The organism is Sphingopyxis italica (genome assembly GCF_011926545.1).
In the GTDB taxonomy this organism is placed as follows: domain Bacteria; phylum Pseudomonadota; class Alphaproteobacteria; order Sphingomonadales; family Sphingomonadaceae; genus Sphingopyxis; species Sphingopyxis italica.
Map to the genome: position 1 here is coordinate 699,058 of NZ_JAATIT010000002.1, position 18,684 is coordinate 717,741.

Here is an 18,684-nt window from a genome sequence, read left to right on the forward strand (position 1 = left end):
AGGTGGCGCGATGACCGAAAAGACGCCGGCGCCCGCCGCCTCGCCCACCCGATCGCAGAGCAAAGCGAAGCCCGCCGCCGCTCCGCCGCCCGCGTTCGGTCCCGGCCGGATCGCGGCGGCGATGCTGATCGTCCTGGCGCTGGTCGGCGTCGCGCTGCTCGTGGTCGAGCTGACGCGTTTCTTCATGCTCGTCTTTGCGGCGATCGTGCTCGGCGCGATCTTCGACGCCATCGCGAGCTGGCTTTGCCGCAAGACACGGGTCGGCCGGGGCATCGCGCTGGCGCTGTCGGTCGCGGGGATCGTCGCGATCTTTGCGGGGGCCTTCATGCTGTTCGGATCGCAGCTGGCGCGCGAGGTCGACACGATTCGCGAGCAGATTCCGCAAGCTCTGCGCGGGGTTGAGGCATTTCTCGATCGCTATGGGCTGGGGCAACGCGTGCGCGAGCTGGCCGAGGTCGGCAGCGACGATCTCTCGCGGCTTGCCTCGCAAGCGGGCGGCTATGCGCTCGCGGCGGGCAGCGGCATCGCCGATTTCGTGCTGGTGCTCGTCGCCGCGATCTTCCTCGCTAGCGATCCCGCGACCTATCGGCGCGGGCTGTTGCTCATGCTTCCGGTACGTGCCGAAGAGACGGCGGCGCTGGCGCTGGGCGATGCCGCGCGCGGGCTGAAGGGCTGGATGGTCGGGCAGGCGGTGTCGTCGCTCGTCGTCGCGGCGCTGACCTGGGCGGGGCTCGCGCTGCTCGGCGTGCCCGCCGCGGGCGGGCTCGGCCTGATCGCGGGGCTGCTCGACGTCATCCCGATGATCGGCCCCATCATCGCCGGCGTCCCCGCCGTGCTGCTCGCCTTCACCGTCTCGCCCGCGACCGCGCTATGGACGCTCATATTGTTCCTCGCGATCCAGCAGCTGCAGGGCAATTTCCTGCAGCCGATGATCCAGAAGCAGGCGGTCGACGTGCCGCCCGCGGTATTGCTGTTCGCGGTCGTTGCGGCGGGCATTTTGTTCGGCTTCCTCGGCGTGCTGCTCGCCGCGCCGCTGACGGTGGTGGTCTATGTGCTGGTCCAGCGCGTCTATGTGAAAACGTTGCTCGGCAAGCCGATCAAGATCGCGGGGGCGGACTAACGCTAATTCCGTTCGCATCGAGCGAAGTCGAGATGCCCATAAGGCATGCGCCGACGATGGGTGTCTCGACTTCGCTCGACACGAACGGAACTCTAGCCCCTATTTCTTCAATTCCTTCGCCAGCGTCTTCGCCGTCGCCTTGCCATAGGGCGGCTTGAAGCCCGCGAGGCCCGCGACGTCAAGCTTGGGCTGGCGATAGACCGCGCGCGCGTGGCTGAAGGTCTTGAAGCCGTCGACCCCGTGATAATTGCCCATGCCCGACGGGCCCACCCCGCCGAAGGGTAGATCCTCCATCGCATTGTGGAACAATACGTCGTTGACCGTGACCCCGCCCGAGATCGTCCGCGTCAGCACGCGGTCCTCCTCGCTCTTGTCCTGCCCGAAATAATAGAGGCCGAGCGGGCGGTCATGTTCGTTCACATAGTCGATCGCCTCGTCGATCGTCTTGTAGGTCTTGACCGGCAGCACGGGTCCGAAGATTTCCTCCTGCATCACCTTCATGTCGTCGGTCGGGTTGCGGACGATGTGGAGCGGCATCTTGTGGCCGTTCGCGCTCGCGAAATCCTCGTTGCCCGGATTGACCTCGATCACCTCGGCGCCCTTTTCGCGCGCGTCGGCGAGGTAGGATTGCAGCCGGTCATAGTTCCGGCCGTTGACGACCGAGGTATAGTCGTCGTTGGCGAGCAGCGTCGGATAGAGCGCCGCCGCGCCCCTGGTGACGCTGTCGATCACCGCGCCTTCCTGATCCTCCGCGACGAGCAGATAATCGGGCGCGAGGCATATCTGTCCCGCGTTCATCATCTTGCCGAGCGCGACGCGCTGGCCGACGAGATCCTTGTTCGCGCTGCGCCCGATGAAGGTCGGCGACTTGCCGCCGAGTTCGAGCGTCACGGGAACCAGATTATCGGCGGCGGCGCGCATGATGTGGCGGCCCACACTCGTCGCGCCGGTGAAGATCATATGGTCGAAGGCGAGCTTCGAAAAGGCGATGCCGACCTCGGCGTCACCGGTAAACACCGCCATTTCGCTTTCGTCGAAATAGTCGGGGACGAGCCGCGCCATCAGGGCCGAGACATGTTCGGTGAATTCGCTGGGCTTGATCATCGCGCGGTTCCCCGCCGCGAGGATGCCCGCCATCGGCACGAAGACCATGCCGACGGGGAAATTCCACGGGGCGACCACGCCGACGACGCCCTTCGGCTGGAACTGCACTTCGGCCTTCGCGCCGAGCAGGCCGAGCGGGAAAGTGGGCCTCCGCTTCTCGCCCTTCGCCCAGCTCGCCATATGCTTTTTCGCGTGCTTGAGCGCACTGACCGACGGCATGATGTCGGTCATCAGCGTCTGCTCGCGGCTGCGGTGGCCGAAATCCTCGCTCACCGCCTTGGCGAAATCCTCCGCATGATCGACGAGCAGCGCGATCGCGCGGTCGAGGCGGTCGGTGCGCACCGCGAGGCTTTCGGGCATCGCGGCAGTAAAACTCGCCTTCTGCGCCGCGAGCACCTGGCTCATCCGCCGCGTCTCGCCCTCGATTGCCGTCGCCATAGCTGTTCCCCTCCGTTTGTGCCCGTCAGATCATGTCGGCGATCGGGTTGCAAGATGAAACTCGCACGCCGAACTTGTCAAACTTGTCATTCCCCTCGGGTATAATAATACCCGTCGCCAGAAAAGGTCCTCGTCACCGACGAGTGTGGTGCGGAAACGGTGGAGGGGACCGGGCCATCCATCGTGGATCGGCCCTAACCCGCCGCGATAATGTAGGAAAGCGGCTTTTTTTCGGCATTGCGGATGGGGTGCATATTCGGTGCCGAGCAAACTATGTCCAGAATGGCAATGGCCGCTTGCGCCATGAACAATGCCGGGACATAAGGAGAACTTGGGGGGAAGAATCTTGACGCAGCACAGCGATAGCCGACAGGCCGACAGGCCGACAGGCCGACAGGCCGACAGGCCGACAGGCCGACAGGCCGACAGGCCGACAGGCCGACAGGCCGACAGGCCGACAGTTTCGTCGGCCGGCAACCGGACGCTGTCAAAGGCTAAAAAAGACAAGAATGACGAATTTTATACGCAGCTTGTCGATATAGAAAATGAGCTGCGGCATTATCGGGATCAGCTTCGCGGCAAGACGATTTTCTGCAATTGCGACGACCCGTTCGAGAGTAATTTCTTCCGCTATTTCGCGCTCAACTTCAACACGCTGGGCCTGAAGAAGCTCATCGCCACCTGCCATGTGAAATCCAGCATCGCCGGGGCGCAATTGCCGCTGTTCGATATGGAGGGGCTGAAGCCCGAGGGCAAATTGCCCTATGCGATCGAGATCAACGCGGTGCCCGACCATGATGGCGACGGCGCGACCGACCTGGCCGATGTCGAATATCTGCTGCGCCACGACGCCAACAGCTCGCGGCCGCTGGAGGGCGACGCCGACTATAGCGGCGGCGATTTCCGCAGCCGCGAGTGCGTGGCGCTATTGGAAGAAGCCGACATCGTCGTCACCAACCCGCCCTTCTCGCTGTTCCGCGAATATGTCGCGCAGCTGGTCGATTACGGGAAACAGTTCCTGATTATCGGCAACCAGAATGCGATTACCTATAAGGGGGTTTTCACGTTTATAAAAAATAATAAAATGTGGCTCGGTATCGATAATGGCGGGACAAAGTGGTTTCGCGTACCCAATGACTACGACATTCAAACTGAGTCACGTAAAAAAATAAAAGATGGGGTCAAATATTTCAGTATGGGAAGTGTCGTTTGGTTCACAAACATGGACAACCCAAAACGGCACGACAGCATCCCGCTTTTCAAAAAATATTCATCTGCCGAATATCCTGCGTATGACAATTACGATGCCATCGATGTAGCAAGGGTGGCGGATATTCCCATCGATTACGATGGCGTGATGGGCGTACCGATTACCTTTCTGGACAAATATAATCCTGAGCATTTCGAGTTAGTTGGTTCAAATCGCGACGTGGGTCAAGATCCAAGCGGAGTCTACGGCAGAGGATCAATGCTACACGGGAAGGAAACATTTAAAAGACTGTTCATCAGGCGAAAGACCGGCGCATGAAAATCACCCTGAAAAATATCAAGGTTTCCGAACTGGTCGAGGGCTACAAGGACGAGGGCGAGGCTGGGGTGCGCGGTTTTGGCGGGCGGCTGGACATCCGCCCCGCTTACCAGCGCGAGATGATCTACAAGGACAAGCAGAAGCATGAGGTGATCCACACCGTCCGCAAATCCTTCCCGCTCAACACCATGTATTGGGCGGTGGCGGGCGGCGGATATGAATTGATGGATGGTCAGCAACGCACGCTCAGCATCTGCCAATATGTCGCCGGCGATTATTCGGTCGAGATCGACGGATCGCCCAAGGGCTTCGGCAATCTGACAGCCGACAGGAAGCGGCAAATCCTCGATTATAAGCTGTCGGTCTATGTCTGCGAAGGCAGCGAGGACGAAAAGCTCGACTGGTTCCGGATCATCAACATCGCGGGCGAAAAGCTGACCGACCAGGAATTGCGCAACGCCATCTATACCGGCCCATGGCTCGCCGATGCGAAGCGATGGTTTTCCAAAACCGGCGCGCCGGCGGCGGCGATCGGTAGCAAGCTGGTGAACGGCGCGCCGATCCGGCAGGACTATCTGGAAACCGCGCTCGACTGGCTGTCCGGTGGCCGGATCGAGCATTATATGGCCGGGCACCAGCATGACCAGAATGCCAACGAACTGTGGACCTATTTTCAGAATGTCATCAATTGGGTCGAGTTGACCTTTCCGAATTACCGCAAGGAAATGAAGGGTGTGGCATGGGGACCGCTCTACAACAGCTTTGGAAAAGAAAAGCTCGATACGGCGAAGCTGGAGGCGGACGTTACGCGCCTGATGCGCGACGAGGATGTGACGAAAAAGTCGGGCATCTATGATTATGTCCTGAGCGGCAGCGAGCGCGCCTTGTCGATCCGCGCCTTCACCGACAATATGAAGCGCGAAGCCTATGAACGGCAACGGGGTGTCTGCCCGGCCTGCAATGACCCTTTCCCGCTGGACGGGATGGAGGCCGATCACATCACCCCGTGGAGCAAGGGCGGAAAAACCGTCGCGGCCAATTGCCAGATGCTTTGCAAGATGGACAACCGGACAAAGAGCGGGAAGTGAGCGGCGGACGGGGCCTGCCCCGCTTGCGCGAGGCCGATGACCCCCACCCGCTGCGACTAACGACCAAGTTCGTAAGTCTCGCTGCCCTCCCCTGAAGAGGAGGGCGTGGAATGTGCCCCTTTCGCAGGTGCAGCATTTTCGCTAGGGTCGATGCAACATTCATCCATCCCATCGGAGTCTCCCGCCATGACCGCCACCGATCCCGTCGTTTTCCTCTCCTATGCGCGCACGCCGATGGGCAGCATGCAGGGCAGCCTGTCGGACGCGAGCGCGACCGACCTTGGCGCGACCGCGGTGAAGGCGGCGGTCGAGCGCGCGGGGGTTTCGGGCGACGATGTCGAGCGCATCTATATGGGCTGCGTGCTGCCCGCCGGGCTTGGCCAGGCACCGGCGCGTCAGGCCGCGATCAAGGCGGGCCTGCCCAAATCGGTGCAGGCGACGACCGTGAACAAGGTGTGCGGTTCGGGGATGCAGACGGTGATCATGGGCGCCGAGGCGCTGGCCGCGGGCAGCGTCGACCTGATCGTCGCGGGCGGCATGGAATCGATGACCAACGCGCCCTATCTGCTCAAGAAGCATCGCGGCGGGGCGCGCATCGGCCACGACACCGCTTATGACCATATGTTCCTCGACGGGCTGGAAGACGCCTATGAGGCGGGCCGCGCGATGGGGACGTTCGCGCAGGATACCGCCGACGCCTATCAGCTCTCGCGTCAGGCGCAGGATGATTATACGCTGACGTCGCTGAGCCGCGCCAAGGGTGCGATCGCCGACGGCGCCTTCGCCGCCGAAATCGCGCCGGTGACGATCGCGGGGCGCAAGGGCGACGTCGTCGTCGATACCGACGAAGCGCCGGGCAAGGCGATGCCCGACAAGATCCCGACGCTGAGGCCCGCCTTCGCCAAGGACGGCACGATCACCGCGGCGACCAGTTCGTCGATCTCGGACGGCGCCGCCGCGGTGGTGCTGACGCGCCAGTCGATCGCCGACGCCAAGGGCGCGAAGCCGGTCGCAAGGCTGGTCGCGCACGCCGCGCACGCGCAGGAGCCGAAGGATTTCACCGTCGCCCCGGTCGGCGCGATCAACAAGCTGCTGGCCAAGACCGGCTGGTCGATCGGCGACGTCGACCTGTTCGAGGTCAATGAAGCCTTTGCCTGTGTCGCGATGTTCGCGATGCACGACCTTGGCATTCCGCACGACAAGATCAACGTCCACGGCGGCGCGACCGCGCTCGGCCACCCGATCGGCGCCAGCGGCACGCGCATCATCACGACGCTGATCGCCGCGCTCCAGCGCCACGGCAAGACGCGTGGCATCGCGAGCCTGTGCATCGGCGGCGGCGAAGCGACCGCGGTGGCCGTCGAACTGGTCTAAAATCATAATCGGCGAAGGTTGCACGGCGCCGTCGCACGACGGCGCCGTTTCGTCGTCACCCTCGCGACAAATTGCGACACTGATGACCTGAAAATAAACGCCGCATTCCGGTTCGGTTCAAACCGACCCGCCTAATCCTTCTCCTGTCATCGGGCAGCCCCCCTCCCCCTGACGGATTGAAAAGGAATGGCACAATGAAGAAGATGAAATTTCTCACCGCCGGTCTGATCGCCGCGATGATGGTTCCGGCCGTGGCGCAGGCGCAGACCCGCGAGATCCGCGCCGACCGCCGCGACGTTCGCGAAGAGCGCCGCGAGGTTCGCGATGCACAGCGTTATGGCGATCGCGGCGACGTGCGCGAGGAGCGCCGCGAATATCGCGATGCGAAGCGCGAGCTGCGCGAAGACCGCCGCGACTGGCGCCAGGACCGGCGCTATCGCGATTATCGCGCACCCTTTCGCTACCATCAGTTCCGCGTCGGCTCGACGCTTCGTTCCAACTATTATGCGCCGGCGTATCGTCCCGCGTGGGACAGCCGCTGGGGCGTGCCGCGGGCGGGTCGCAACCTGACCTATGTCCGCCACTATAACGACCTGCTGCTCGTCAACGCGCGGAACGGCAAGGTCATCCGGGTCTATCGCAACCATTTCCGGTGGCGCTGACCGCTAGCGACAAGGGCCGGGCGAGCGATCGTCCGGCCTTTTTTGGATGGCGTTGGATGGCAGCTTTGGGGTGGAGAGCGGATGCAGCTTAAGTTTTCGCGCTGCTTTATTCGGGTATCCAGAAATCCACGCTAACCACCCCACCAGTCGTCTGTGGAGTGCCTGCATCGTCGGTCGGCGAGGCAAAGCGCGCTTTACGCTCGAGCGACCTGCAGGGAACAACATCTAGAGCCTTGTGACCGCTTGATGATTTGACCTCGCAATTCTCGACTCTCCCTTTCGCGTTGATATCGAACGCGACGACAACACGGCCTGAAATTTCGCCTTCGAGGGCTTTGCGCGGATAATCGGCCACGGACAGCCAGCGAGGGGTCAACAAGGTTGCTCCGCCATAATCCTTGATCGCCTCGCCAAAGGGGGACGTGTTTTGGGCCATTGCGGGCCAAGTGCCGAATAGGGACAGGCAGGCCAAAGTTTTGAGATGTTGGCTCTTCATATTTTGATGTCCTCACGCCTGCGTTGGTGCAGGGGCCCAGGGTTAAGCCGGTCCGTAAACGTCCTCTATCGGTAGAATCCTATCGCCGGTCCCCAGCCGGTCAATCGCCCCAGATATGATCGGTCTGGATCCAGCCCTTGCGCCCCTGGACGTCGAACAGGCACCAGCCGTTCTTGCAATCGCTGATCCGGCCGACGACGCCGGGCTGCGCGCGATAGGCTATGGCGGCCGAGACGCTCGCATCCTCGCGCATCGGACGGATTTCGTCGGTGACGATCGCGGTGCGGGTGCGGCTCAAGAGACGCGCCGCCATCCAGCCTTGCGTCCCGTCGGGGTCCTCGATCTTGCGCCAGTTTTCGTGGCGCGCGATGACCTTGACGGGCAAATCAGTGCGCCGATACTCCCACATCACGGGGACGTGCGGCGACGGCCCCTTGCGCATCCGCGCCTGATCGACGCTGATCGACGCCCAATAAGGCACTTCGACATCGGATTGCGATTGTGCGGCGGCCGGTCCCACACTGGCCATCAGCAGGGCGGCGGTAAATATCAAGCGGCTGGTCATCGCTTTGCCTTGTCAAACTCATCCCCGCATTTCAACCGCTCACCGCGCAAAAGGCTGCGTTCATCCCCAGCCTTTTCATTTCTCCCGCTCTTGACCGCCGCGCCGCGCCGCGCTCTATCGGCGGCCATGCCCGATTCCACCCGTCCCAAGCGCCCGCGCGTCATCGTCACCCGCCAGTTGATGCCGCATGTCGAGGCACGCATGGCCGAATTGTTCGATGCCCGGCTGTCGGCGCGCGATCGCGCCTTTACCCGCGAGGAATTGAAGGCGGCGGTCGCCGATTGCGACGTGTTCGTGCCGACGGTGACCGACGAGATCGATGCGGAGGTGATCGCCGCGGCCAGCGAGCGGCTCAAGCTGATCGCCAATTTCGGGGCCGGGGTCGACCATATCGACCTCGCCGCCGCGCGCGCCAAGGGTATCATGGTGTCGAACACGCCCGGCGTCTTTACCGAAGACACCGCCGACATGACGATGGCGCTGATCCTCAGCGTCCCGCGCCGCCTCGCCGAGGGCGAGAAGCTGATGCGATCGGGCAAATGGGAAGGCTGGGCGCCGAGCACGATGCTCGGCCACCGCGTCGGCGGCAAATTGCTCGGCATCATCGGCATGGGGCGCATCGGGCTGTCGGTCGCGCGGCGCGCCCGCGCGTTCGGCCTGTCGATCCATTATCACAACCGCAAGCGCCTGCCCGAAGCGATCGAGGAAGAACTCGGCGCGAGCTATCACGCGAGCGTCGACACGCTGCTCCGCATCAGCGACGTCGTCACGATCCACTGCCCGCACACCAGCGAAACGCACGAAATGGTGAGCGCCGCGCGCATCGGCGCGATGAAGCCGACCGCTTATTTGATCAACACCGCACGCGGCGAGATCGTCGACGAAAAGGCGCTGATCGCGGCGCTGCAAACGGGCCGCATCGCGGGCGCCGGGCTCGACGTCTATACGCACGAACCCGCGGTCGACCCCGCTCTGCTCGCGCTCGACAATGTCGTGCTGCTGCCGCACCTCGGCTCGGCGACGATCGAGGGCCGCGAGGCGTCGGGCGAAAAAGTCATCGCCAACATCCGCGCCTGGTGCGACGGACATCGCCCGCCCGATCAGGTGCTGGAGGGGTGGGCCTGAGTCCCGTCGCCCCCGCCTTCGCGGGGGCGATATGTTCTCTAATCCCCCGTCAGGATCCGGTCGACGAGCTGCTTCACCGTCGGGGTGAAGTTGTTCGAATAAAAGGGATCGGTCTTGAAGTTGAACGCGGCGTGGCCCGCGAACATCAGATTCTGCTCGACGTCGCCGCCGTGCGCGATGTCCTGCAGCGTTTTCTGGATGCAGAAACTGCGCGGGTCGGCGAGATAGCCGGTGGTGTAATCGTCATGGTCCTTCCACGACGAAAAGCCGCAATGCGACAGGCAGCCCATGCAGTCGGTCTGGTCCTTGCGGATCATCGCCTTGTCGGCTTCGGTCACGAACACCACCGTATTGTCGGGGGTCTTCAGCGCCTCGGTATAGCCTTCGGCGAACCAGTCGCGCGCGCGCGCACGGTCGTGGGGCGTGACCCAGAAATTCTTGCCCTTCACCCCGACGTCGAGCTGGACGATATGGTCGCCCGCTTCCTGCTTCGAGTAAGGAATCTGACGCTCCGAGCGCGCTTCGAGATCGCGCAAAAAGGGCGTGCGAACCGCGCTCGAATAGAAACCGGTCGGCGAGAAACGGTGGAGCAGCACATCGCCGTCGTCGAGCGTGCGCAAACGGTCCTTCCACTGCTGCGGGATCGGGCTTTCCTCGGTCAGCAGCGGCCGCGTGCCGTACTGGAAGACGATCTGGCCGAGCTCGGGATTGTCGATCCAGTTTTCCCAGTCGCGCAGATACCAGACGCCGCCCGCCATCACGATCGGCACATCGTCCGCGATCCCCTCGGCGCGCATCGTTTCGCGCACCGCGGCGACGCGCGGATAGGGGTCCTGCGGCACCAGCGGGTCTTCGGCGTTCGACAGGCCATTATGCCCGCCAGCCAGCCAGGGATCCTCATAGACAACGGCGCCCAGCAGATGCGGGACCTTGCTGTAAGCGCGCTTCCACAGCGCGCGAAAGGCACGCGCCGAGCTGATGATCGGCAGATACAGGACGTTGTGCCGCGCCGCGATCTCGCTCAATTTATACGGCATGCCCGCGCCGCAGGTCACGCCCGCGACGAGGCCCTTGGTCCGTTCGAGTACGCCTTCGAGTATCTGCTGCGCGCCGCCCATTTCCCAGAGCACGTTGATGTTGATCGCGCCCTTGCCGCCCGACACGTCATAAGCGCGCTCGACCTGTGCGACCGCCCCCTCGATGCCATACTGGATCAGTTCCTCGTGGCGTTCCTTGCGCGTCAGCGCGTGATAGATTTGCGGGATGATCTTGCCTTCGGCGTCATAACTGTCGGCATTGACCGCCGAAACGGTGCCGATGCCGCCCGCCGCGGCCCACGCGCCGCTCGACATATGATTGGTCGCCGACACGCCCTTGCCGCCTTCGACCAGCGGCCAGACTTCACGCCCGCCGTAAAGGATGGGCTTCAAACCTTTGAACACTCTAAACCTTCTCTCTCTCCGCCGGTTCGCGAGCGCGAACCAGCCCCCTTTGCCGCTTGCGTAAGCGGAAATCGGACCCCGTTGTCAATCGCAGCCGACCCAGCCACCGCCGAACGGCCCATAGCCTCCAAGCGCCCGAGCATAGAGCTTTTCATAGGCGCCGACCATGGTAGATTCGTCGAACCGTTCGGTGGCGACGCGGCGGTTCGCCGTGCCGACCTCGGCGCGCAACACCGCATTTTCCGACATCCGCGCCAGTCCAGCGCGAAATCCCGCCTCGTCCGCCGCGACATAGGGGCGGTTCAAGTCCGAAACCATCGCGGCCACGTCGCCGACCGCTGGACTGACGACGGGCAACCCCGCCGCCATCGCCTCGATCACCGCGATCGGCGCCTGTTCGCTGAGCGATGAGAGCGCGAGCAGGTCGAAATGGCCGATCCAGCGCGCGGGCTGCGCCATGAAGCCGGGCATGACGAGACGGCCCGCCATGCCGCACGCCGCGGCCTCGGCGGCGATGGCCGCATGTTCGGGGCCCTCGCCCACGATCGCCAGCCGGACGTTCGCGGGCAACGCCGCCACCGCGCGCACGAGGCGCGGCAAATCCTTGACCTTGCGCAGTCCGGCGACGGTGCCGATCACCACCTCGCCCGGACGGCGTTCCAGCCCCGGAATCGCGACCAACGGCGGGGCTTCATAGGCTGCCGTGTCGATCCCGTTGCGGATCATCGCCACATGGTCGCGGGCGCCCCATTCGCCGCGCGCGATACGCTCCAGCAGCGCCGACGGCACGACGAGCGCCTCGGCCGCCGGAAGCGCGAGGCGGCGGAAGGCGTTGCGTTTCCAGTTGCGCCGGACGCTTTCGTCCTCGTTAAAGCCGTCCTCGTGATGGATCAGCGGCGGCAGGCGATAGGCGCGCGAAAACAGGCGGTGCGCCATCACGCCGTCCATCGCGCCCCAATTATAGCTGAGCACCAGGTCGAAATTCCGTATGTAGCGCACAAGATCGCGGTAGCGGCCAAACGACGGCTTGCCGTGCAGCGGCGGCGCGTCCTTTGGAAAATCGACGACAATCCCCGGATCGATCGCATCGCGCGCGCCGAGCGCGCCCGGCATCGCCGACAGGATCGTGTGATGCGCGCGCCCCTCCATCAGATTCATCAGCCGGACCGCGCGCGCCTCCTTGCCGCCGAGCGAAAAGCTCGAATGCAGGTGCAGGATGCGGATCGGCCAAGGCGTCTCGGGCTTGTCGGCGCTCACGCTTGCGGAAGCTCCATCGCCCATGCGTCGATCGCCGCGCGCGCTTCGGGCTCGTCCATCGTCGGGGCATGGCCCACACCCGGCACCTCGACCAGCCGCGCGCCCGGCAATTCGGCCGCCATCTTCGCGCCCGCCCGGCGCGCCAATATGTCCGACAGCTCGCCGCGCAGGATCAGCAGCGGAACGCCCGCCAACGCGCGATAGGCGGGCCACAGGTCGACGCCCGCGTCGCCGCCGTTCGGAACGCGCAGCGGCGCCGCGATCTGCTTGTCATAATCGGTGACGATGCGCCCCTCGGGCGTCAGCCTGTGCGTGCGCTTGGTCAGCCGCAGCCAGTCGCGGATGTCATAGGCCGGATAGACCGCGCGGTTGAGGTCGGCAAAGGCGCGCGCGGCGTGAATCCAGGTCGGCTGGCTGCCGCCCGCGCCGATATAGTCGCGGATGCGTTCAAGCCCCGCGGTCTCGAGTTCGGGGCCGACATCGTTGAGCACCGCGCCGGCGAGCCGCCCGGGCAGCGTCGCCGCCATCAGCATCGCAACCAGCCCGCCGAGCGAGGTGCCGATCGCCGCGAACCGTTCGATCTTCAGCTCATCGAGCAGCGCGACCACATCCTGCACATAGGTCAGCGGGACATAGGTCATCGGGTCCTTGGCATAGGCGCTCTCGCCCCGCCCGCGAAATTCGATGACGATGACCTTGCGATATTGCGCCACATGCGGCGCCAGCGCTTCGAAATCGCGGGCATTGCGCGCGAGTCCGGGCATGCACAATATCGGCGGCAGGTCCTCGCTGCCTTCGGGGCCGGCATAGACGCGCGCGTGCAGCCGGACGCCGTCGGGCGACCACCAATATTGGTCCGACCAGTCGCGGCTGTCCTGCTGAGCCAATATGGCACGTCCCCTTGCTTCGTCTCTTGCGTCCCCTGCACGGGACTCGTTCGCGTCTATCGCCAACCGCGCCGCGCGGCGCAAGCGATCCGTCGCCGCGCAGGTTGCCCCTGCCCGCTTTCGCCGATAAGACGCGGGCGACCATGAGCGATCCTTTGATTTCCTTCCAACCCGCAACCGGCGAAGAACTGTGGCGCGGGCCGGTCAGCGACGTCGATGCCGAGGTCGAGATCGCCCGCCGCGCCTGGCCCGAATGGGCGGCAAAGCCCGTCACCTTCCGCACCGAAACGCTGCGCCGCTTCGCCGACCGGGTGAAGGCCGAGGGCGAGGCGCTCGCCGACCTGATCGCGCGCGAGACCGGAAAACCGCTCTGGGAAGCGCGCACCGAGGTCGAATCGGTCGCGAACAAGGTCGATATTTCGGTCAAGGCCTATGCCGAGCGCACCGCCAACCGCCGCATCGAGGGCGCGATGGGGCTGCGCAACGCGGTGCGACACAAGCCGCATGGCGCCGTCGCCGTGCTTGGCCCGTATAATTTTCCGGCGCATTTGCCGAACGGCCATATCGTCCCGGCGCTGATCGCGGGCAATGCGGTCGTCTTCAAACCATCGGAGAAAACGCCCGCGGTCGGCGCGAAGCTCGTCGAGCTCTTTCACAGCGCGGGCGTGCCGCAAGAGGTTCTGCGCCTCGTCGTCGGCGGCCCCGATACGGGCAAGGCGCTCGCGGGCCATGACGGCATCGACGGGCTGCTCTTCACCGGCTCGGCGCGCACCGGGCTTGCCCTCAACCGCCAGTTCGCGGGCCAGCCGGGCAAGATGCTCGCGCTCGAAATGGGCGGCAACAATCCGATCGTCGTGTGGGACACCGCCGACATCCGCACCGCGGCGATCCTCGTCGTCCAATCGGCTTTCCTGAGCGCCGGGCAAAGGTGCAGCAACGCCCGGCGGCTGATCGTCCGCGACACGCTGGCCGACCGGCTGATCGAGGAAGTGTGCGATCTGGCGAACCGGCTGATCGTCGATCATCCGCACGCCGATCCCGCGCCCTATATGGGGCCGGTGATCGACAATGAGGCGGCCGATGGGCTGACCGAAAGCTTTCTGATCCTGATGTCGAACGGCGGCAAGGTGATCCGCCATATGGCGCGGCCGATCGCCGGTCGTCCCTTCCTGACGCCCGGCATCATCGACGTCACCGCGATGCCCGAGCGCCCCGACATCGAGCTGTTCGGCCCGCTGTTGCAGGTCATTCGCGTCGAGACATTCGAGGCGGCGATCGCCGAGGCGAACAACACCGCTTTCGGCCTGTCGGCGTCGCTGATCGGCGGCACGCCGCAGCTTTACGACCAATTCTGGGCCAATGCCCGCGCGGGGGTGATCAACTGGAACCGGCCGACCAACGGCGCCTCGTCCGCCGCCCCCTTCGGCGGTATCGGCCTGTCGGGCAATCACCGCCCGAGCGCCTTCTACGCCGCCGACTATTGCGCCTATCCGGTGGCGAGTTCGGAAAGCGACGCGATGCGCGCCTCGATCGGCGTGGGCTTGCGCGATCCCGAGGGATCGCAGCTGGTGACGAAGAAATATCTCTGACGAATGAGTTCGCAACCGGCCCAATTTTACCTTCACCACCGTCAATAAAGCCTGCTTTGCCAATCGCGGCCCGCGCGATCATCTATCCTGCATGGCAAAGACTCTCCCTCCTGCGGGCAAGCTCTGGCTCGTCGGCGCCGGTCCCGGCGATCCCGACCTGTTGACGCTGCGCGCCGCGCGGCTGCTCGAAAGCGCCGACCTCGTCGTCCATGACGGGCTCGTCGGAGAAGGCGTGCTCGCGCTGATCCCGGCGCATGTCGAGCGGATCAGCGTCGCCAAGCAGCGCAGTCGCCACACGATGAAGCAGGAAATGATCAACGAACTGCTCGTCCGCGAGACGCTCGCCGGCAAGCAGGTCGTGCGTCTCAAGGGCGGCGATCCCTTCATTTTCGGCCGCGGCGGCGAGGAACTCGACGCGGCGCGCAAGTCCGGCGTCGCGGTGGAGGTCGTCCCTGGCATCACCGCGGCGGCGGGCTGTGCCGCGCAAGCGGGCCTCCCCCTCACCCACCGCGAAGATGCGAGCGCGGTGAGCTTCGTCGCCGGCCAGTGCAAGGATCTGACCGATCAGGACTGGTCGGGGCTCGCCGGTCACGGCCGCACGCTGGTGATCTACATGGGCCTCGCGACCGCGCCCGCCATCGCCGACAAGCTGATCGCCGACGGCGTTTCGCCCGGCCTGCCCGTCGCGGTCGTCGAGCGCGGCACGACCAAGGATGCCCGTGTGCTCCGCACGCTGCTCACCGATCTCGGCGACCTCGTCGCGCGCGAGAAGGTCGCGAGCCCGGCGCTGATCATCGTCGGCAAGGTCGCGGCGCGCGCCGACGCGCTCGACTGCCTCGGCGCGCCCGGCGTCGCCAATAGTTTGAAGGATATTGCATGCGAATCTTGACCGGCAACGACCTGAAATCGGGAGCTGTCATCTGGTGGACCGGCCGCGACTGGTCGCTCCACGTCGAGGAAGCCGCCGACGTCGGCGAGCATGGCGAAGCCGTGCTCGCGGCCGAGGACGGCGCGCGGCGGGTCAACGGCGGCTATATCGTCGATGCCGAGGCGACCCCCGAAGGCCCGCGTCCCGCGCATATCAAGGACCGCATCCGCGCGCTCGGCCCGACCGTGCGCCCCGACCTCACATTGAAACCCGCCGATCCGACGGCCGGCGACTGGGTGATCTGACATGTACCAATATGACAAGTACGACCAGGGCATGGTCGATGCGCGCGTCGAGGAATTTCGCGACCAGGTGCGCCGCCGCATCGCGGGCGACATCAACGACGACCAGTTCAAGCCGCTCAGGCTGAAGAACGGCCTCTATCTCCAGCTCCACGCCTATATGCTGCGCGTCGCCATTCCCTATGGCACGTTCAATTCGCTGCAGATGCGCAAGCTCGCCGACATCGCGCGCAAATATGACCGCGGCTACGGCCATTTCACCACGCGCCAGAATATCCAGTACAACTGGATCAAGCTCGAGGAAGCACCCGACATCCTCGCCGAGTTGGCGACGGTCGAAATGCACGCGATCCAGACCAGCGGCGAAAGCATCCGCAACATCTCGGCCGACCAATATGCCGGCGCCGCCGCCGACGAGATTTGCGATCCGCGTCCGTGGGCCGAGCTGATCCGTCAGGCGACGACCTTCCACCCCGAATTCAGCTATTTGCCGCGCAAGTTCAAGATCGCGGTGATCTCGGCTGCCGAGGATCGCGCGGCGCTGCGCTGGCACGACTGCGCGCTGCGCATCGTGCGGAACGAGGCGGGCGAAGAAGGCTTTGAAGTCTATGCCGGCGGCGGCATGGGGCGCACGCCGTTCATCGCGTACAAGATCCGCGACTTCCTGCCCGCGCAGCAGATCTTCTCCTATTTGCAGGCGATCCTGCGCGTGTGGAACCTCCACGCCCGGCGCGACAATATCCACAAGCAGCGGATGAAAATCCTCGTCCACGAACTCGGCGAAGAGGAATTCCGCCGCCAGGTGGAGGAGGAATTCCAGACCTTCCTCGCGCTCGGCACCGATTTCCCGCAGGCCGAATATGACCGCATCGCGGAATATTTCACCCCGCCGCCGTTCGAGGCCGGGCTTTCGGACGAAATCGACCGCAGCGATCCCGACTTCGCCTTGTGGGTCGACCGGCAGGTCGCAGAGCACAAGGCGCCGGGATATGCGATCGCGAACATCAGCCTGAAGCCGATCGGCGGCATCGCGGGCGACATCTCAGCGGACCAGATGGATATCGTCGCCGACCTCGCCGAACGCTACAGCTTCGACGAAATCCGCGCGACGCATGCGCAGAATCTTGTCCTGCCGCATGTCCGCAAGGCCGACCTTTATGCGGTGTGGCAGGCGCTCGACGCCGCGGAGCTTGCCGATGCGAACCTCGACCTGATCACCGACATCATCGCCTGCCCCGGGCTCGACTATTGCACCCTCGCCAATGCGCGCTCGATCCCGCTGGCGCAGAAGATTTCGGAGCGTTTCGCGGACATGGAGCGCCAGCTCGACATCGGCGAGCTCAAGATCAAGATCTCGGGCTGCATCAACGCCTGCGGCCACCATCATGCCGGCCAGATCGGTATCCTCGGCGTCGATCGCAAAGGCACCGAAAACTATCAGCTGCTGCTCGGCGGCTCGGGTGCCGAAGACACCTCACAGGCCAAGATCACCGGCCCGGGCTTCGACGAAGCCGGGATCGTCGATGCGGTCGAACGCACCGTCGAACGCTATCGCGAGCTCCGCGAGCCCGGCGAACGTTTCCTCGACACCTATCGCCGCGTCGGCCTCGACCCTTTCAAGGAGGCCATCTATGGCTAATTTCCGTTACCGCGACGACCAGCCGCACGAAGAGCCGGCGGTCACTCTCGACGCCTTTCTCGAACAACCCGACGCGACCGCGGTGCGGCTCGAGGCGGGCGAGGATGCGCGGCGGCTGATCCCCTTTCTGGGCCGGCTGCAGCTCATAGAAATCTCCTTCCCGCGCTTTCGCGACGGGCGCGGCTTTTCGAGCGCGCGCATCCTGCGCGAGGCCGGCTATGAGGGAGAGCTGCGCGCCGAGGGCGATGTGCTGATCGACCTTCTCTTCTTCATGCGGCGCTGCGGCTTCGACAGCTTCTCGTCGCAGCATTCGCTCAACCCCGCCGATGTCGAGGCGGCGCTGAACCGCTACAGCAACGTCTATCAGGACGCGACCGACGCGGCGGTGCCGATCTGGAAGCTGAGGCATGGCTGACGTGAAGACCTCTCCCCGCACCCGCGACCGGATCGACGTCGCGCCGCGATTCACGCAGGCCGACGTCATCCGCCTCAACAACCTCTTCCGCGGCCAGGATGCCGCGGAGGTGGTGACGAGCGTGATCGGCGCCGGGCTTCTCGGCGAAAGCGCGATCGTGTCGAGCTTCGGTGCCGAAAGCGCGGTGCTGCTGCACCTCGTCAGCCGCGCCGCACCCGACATGCCCGTGCTGTTCCTCGATACCGGCAAGCATTTCCCCGAAACTTTGGCCTATCGCGACACTCTCGCGGCGAAGTTGGGGCTTAACATCGTCAACCTGGCGCCCGACGCCGAGGAACTGGCGAAGAAGGACGCGACCGAGCTGCGCTGGTCGTACGATCCCGACGGCTGCTGTGAAATCCGCAAGGTCAAGCCGCTCGAAAAGGCGCTGACCGACTTCGACACGTCGATCACGGGGCGCAAGGGCTTTCAGTCGTCGACGCGGCAGGGCCTCGCGCGTTTCGAGCTCGACGGGACCACCGGCCGTTTGAAATTCAACCCGCTCGCCAACTGGACGCGCGAAATGCTCGACGCCTATTTCGCCGAGCACGACCTGCCGCGCCATCCGCTCGAAGCCGAGGGCTATCCCTCGATCGGCTGCTCGCCCTGCACGTCGAAGGTCAAGCCGGGCGAAGACCCCCGCTCGGGCCGCTGGCGCGGCTGGGACAAGACCGAATGCGGCATCCACACCGAAGTGACCCCGATCGACGACGATCCGGCGAACGATCCGGCGTTCTGACGAGCTG

Annotated in this window: 18 protein-coding genes; 12 read left to right on the forward strand and 6 right to left on the reverse strand. The window is 64.6% G+C overall.

The genetic code is table 11. The annotated features are described in order from the left end of the window. Positions 1-10: 10 nt before the first annotated feature. Positions 11-1,120: an AI-2E family transporter gene (locus GGR90_RS11060; RefSeq protein ID WP_167921475.1), complete on the forward strand. Its 1,110-nt coding sequence runs from the start codon at positions 11-13 to the stop codon at positions 1,118-1,120. A gap of 99 nt (positions 1,121-1,219) precedes the next feature. On the opposite strand, the gene GGR90_RS11065 is transcribed toward GGR90_RS11060, so the two are convergent. Continuing rightward, on the reverse strand, positions 1,220-2,662 hold the full coding sequence (locus GGR90_RS11065) for a coniferyl aldehyde dehydrogenase (protein WP_167921476.1): 1,443 nt from the start codon (positions 2,660-2,662) through the stop codon (positions 1,220-1,222). Positions 2,663-3,008: 346 nt separating this feature from the next. Between GGR90_RS11065 and GGR90_RS11070 the strand changes: the two genes are divergently transcribed. The 4 genes from GGR90_RS11070 (at position 3,009) to GGR90_RS11085 (ending at position 7,314) form a co-directional block, all read left to right on the forward strand. Further along, a complete protein-coding gene (locus tag GGR90_RS11070) occupies positions 3,009-4,190 on the forward strand; it encodes an adenine-specific methyltransferase EcoRI family protein (RefSeq protein ID WP_209023683.1) in 1,182 nt (393 codons plus the stop codon). Next, on the forward strand, positions 4,187-5,278 hold the full coding sequence (locus tag GGR90_RS11075; protein WP_167921478.1) for a GmrSD restriction endonuclease domain-containing protein: 1,092 nt from the start codon (positions 4,187-4,189) through the stop codon (positions 5,276-5,278). Before GGR90_RS11070 ends, GGR90_RS11075 begins: the two co-directional genes overlap by 4 nt. Before the next feature lie 186 nt (positions 5,279-5,464). Beyond that, complete coding sequence (locus GGR90_RS11080; protein WP_167921479.1) at positions 5,465-6,652, forward strand: acetyl-CoA C-acyltransferase; 1,188 nt, start codon at positions 5,465-5,467, stop codon at positions 6,650-6,652. A 194-nt stretch (positions 6,653-6,846) separates the two neighbouring features. After that, a complete protein-coding gene (locus tag GGR90_RS11085; RefSeq protein ID WP_209023684.1) occupies positions 6,847-7,314 on the forward strand; it encodes a hypothetical protein in 468 nt (155 codons plus the stop codon). A gap of 106 nt (positions 7,315-7,420) precedes the next feature. Here the strand turns inward: GGR90_RS11085 and GGR90_RS11090 are convergent, their stop codons facing one another. Both GGR90_RS11090 and GGR90_RS11095 read right to left on the reverse strand, forming a co-directional pair. Beyond that, the gene (locus GGR90_RS11090; protein WP_167921480.1) at positions 7,421-7,810 is read right to left on the reverse strand and encodes an energy transducer TonB; all 390 of its coding nucleotides are present in this window, start codon (positions 7,808-7,810) and stop codon (positions 7,421-7,423) included. 100 nt (positions 7,811-7,910) lie between these two features. Then, positions 7,911-8,375, reverse strand: coding sequence for an SH3 domain-containing protein (locus GGR90_RS11095; RefSeq protein ID WP_167921481.1), 465 nt, complete (start codon positions 8,373-8,375; stop codon positions 7,911-7,913). A gap of 126 nt (positions 8,376-8,501) precedes the next feature. On the opposite strand from GGR90_RS11095, the gene GGR90_RS11100 reads away from it, so the two are divergent. Beyond that, positions 8,502-9,500, forward strand: coding sequence for a 2-hydroxyacid dehydrogenase (locus GGR90_RS11100; RefSeq protein ID WP_167921482.1), 999 nt, complete (start codon positions 8,502-8,504; stop codon positions 9,498-9,500). A 38-nt stretch (positions 9,501-9,538) separates the two neighbouring features. Here GGR90_RS11100 and GGR90_RS11105 read toward each other — a convergent pair whose 3' ends face one another. The 3 genes from GGR90_RS11105 to GGR90_RS11115 form a co-directional block, all read right to left on the reverse strand. Then, positions 9,539-10,942, reverse strand: a complete 1,404-nt coding sequence (locus GGR90_RS11105) for a nitronate monooxygenase (RefSeq protein ID WP_167921483.1) — start codon at positions 10,940-10,942, stop codon at positions 9,539-9,541. A gap of 84 nt (positions 10,943-11,026) precedes the next feature. Then, on the reverse strand, positions 11,027-12,223 hold the full coding sequence (locus GGR90_RS11110; RefSeq protein ID WP_167921484.1) for a glycosyltransferase: 1,197 nt from the start codon (positions 12,221-12,223) through the stop codon (positions 11,027-11,029). Next, positions 12,196-13,086: an alpha/beta fold hydrolase gene (locus GGR90_RS11115; protein WP_167921485.1), complete on the reverse strand. Its 891-nt coding sequence runs from the start codon at positions 13,084-13,086 to the stop codon at positions 12,196-12,198. The genes GGR90_RS11110 and GGR90_RS11115 overlap by 28 nt, the downstream gene beginning before the upstream one ends. 143 nt (positions 13,087-13,229) lie before the next feature. Between GGR90_RS11115 and astD the strand changes: the two genes are divergently transcribed. The 6 genes from astD to GGR90_RS11145 all read left to right on the forward strand — a co-directional run bounded on the left by astD (position 13,230) and on the right by GGR90_RS11145 (position 18,677). Next, positions 13,230-14,675, forward strand: coding sequence for a succinylglutamate-semialdehyde dehydrogenase (gene astD / locus GGR90_RS11120; RefSeq protein ID WP_167921486.1), 1,446 nt, complete (start codon positions 13,230-13,232; stop codon positions 14,673-14,675). Positions 14,676-14,766: 91 nt separating this feature from the next. Continuing rightward, the gene (gene cobA / locus GGR90_RS11125) at positions 14,767-15,564 is read left to right on the forward strand and encodes a uroporphyrinogen-III C-methyltransferase (protein ID WP_167921487.1); all 798 of its coding nucleotides are present in this window, start codon (positions 14,767-14,769) and stop codon (positions 15,562-15,564) included. Further along, the gene (locus tag GGR90_RS11130; RefSeq protein ID WP_167921488.1) at positions 15,552-15,848 is read left to right on the forward strand and encodes a DUF2849 domain-containing protein; all 297 of its coding nucleotides are present in this window, start codon (positions 15,552-15,554) and stop codon (positions 15,846-15,848) included. Before cobA ends, GGR90_RS11130 begins: the two co-directional genes overlap by 13 nt. A gap of 1 nt (position 15,849) precedes the next feature. Continuing rightward, a complete protein-coding gene (locus GGR90_RS11135) occupies positions 15,850-17,484 on the forward strand; it encodes a nitrite/sulfite reductase (protein ID WP_167921489.1) in 1,635 nt (544 codons plus the stop codon). Next, positions 17,477-17,899, forward strand: a complete 423-nt coding sequence (locus GGR90_RS11140) for a DUF934 domain-containing protein (protein WP_167921490.1) — start codon at positions 17,477-17,479, stop codon at positions 17,897-17,899. The genes GGR90_RS11135 and GGR90_RS11140 overlap by 8 nt, the downstream gene beginning before the upstream one ends. Further along, entirely contained in the window at positions 17,892-18,677 is a 786-nt protein-coding gene (locus tag GGR90_RS11145; RefSeq protein WP_167921491.1) for a phosphoadenylyl-sulfate reductase, read from the forward strand. Before GGR90_RS11140 ends, GGR90_RS11145 begins: the two co-directional genes overlap by 8 nt. Positions 18,678-18,684: the final 7 nt, after the last annotated feature.

Coding starts and splice junctions, on each gene's coding strand:
- GGR90_RS11060 (WP_167921475.1), top strand. CDS start 11: ATGACCGAAAAGACGCCGGCGCCCGCCGCCTCGCCCACCCGATCGCAG.
- GGR90_RS11065 (WP_167921476.1), bottom strand. CDS start 2,662: ATGGCGACGGCAATCGAGGGCGAGACGCGGCGGATGAGCCAGGTGCTC.
- GGR90_RS11075 (WP_167921478.1), top strand. CDS start 4,187: ATGAAAATCACCCTGAAAAATATCAAGGTTTCCGAACTGGTCGAGGGC.
- GGR90_RS11080 (WP_167921479.1), top strand. CDS start 5,465: ATGACCGCCACCGATCCCGTCGTTTTCCTCTCCTATGCGCGCACGCCG.
- GGR90_RS11085 (WP_209023684.1), top strand. CDS start 6,847: ATGAAGAAGATGAAATTTCTCACCGCCGGTCTGATCGCCGCGATGATG.
- GGR90_RS11090 (WP_167921480.1), bottom strand. CDS start 7,810: ATGAAGAGCCAACATCTCAAAACTTTGGCCTGCCTGTCCCTATTCGGC.
- GGR90_RS11095 (WP_167921481.1), bottom strand. CDS start 8,375: ATGACCAGCCGCTTGATATTTACCGCCGCCCTGCTGATGGCCAGTGTG.
- GGR90_RS11100 (WP_167921482.1), top strand. CDS start 8,502: ATGCCCGATTCCACCCGTCCCAAGCGCCCGCGCGTCATCGTCACCCGC.
- GGR90_RS11110 (WP_167921484.1), bottom strand. CDS start 12,223: ATGGGCGATGGAGCTTCCGCAAGCGTGAGCGCCGACAAGCCCGAGACG.
- astD (WP_167921486.1), top strand. CDS start 13,230: ATGAGCGATCCTTTGATTTCCTTCCAACCCGCAACCGGCGAAGAACTG.
- cobA (WP_167921487.1), top strand. CDS start 14,767: ATGGCAAAGACTCTCCCTCCTGCGGGCAAGCTCTGGCTCGTCGGCGCC.
- GGR90_RS11130 (WP_167921488.1), top strand. CDS start 15,552: ATGCGAATCTTGACCGGCAACGACCTGAAATCGGGAGCTGTCATCTGG.
- GGR90_RS11135 (WP_167921489.1), top strand. CDS start 15,850: ATGTACCAATATGACAAGTACGACCAGGGCATGGTCGATGCGCGCGTC.
- GGR90_RS11140 (WP_167921490.1), top strand. CDS start 17,477: ATGGCTAATTTCCGTTACCGCGACGACCAGCCGCACGAAGAGCCGGCG.
- GGR90_RS11145 (WP_167921491.1), top strand. CDS start 17,892: ATGGCTGACGTGAAGACCTCTCCCCGCACCCGCGACCGGATCGACGTC.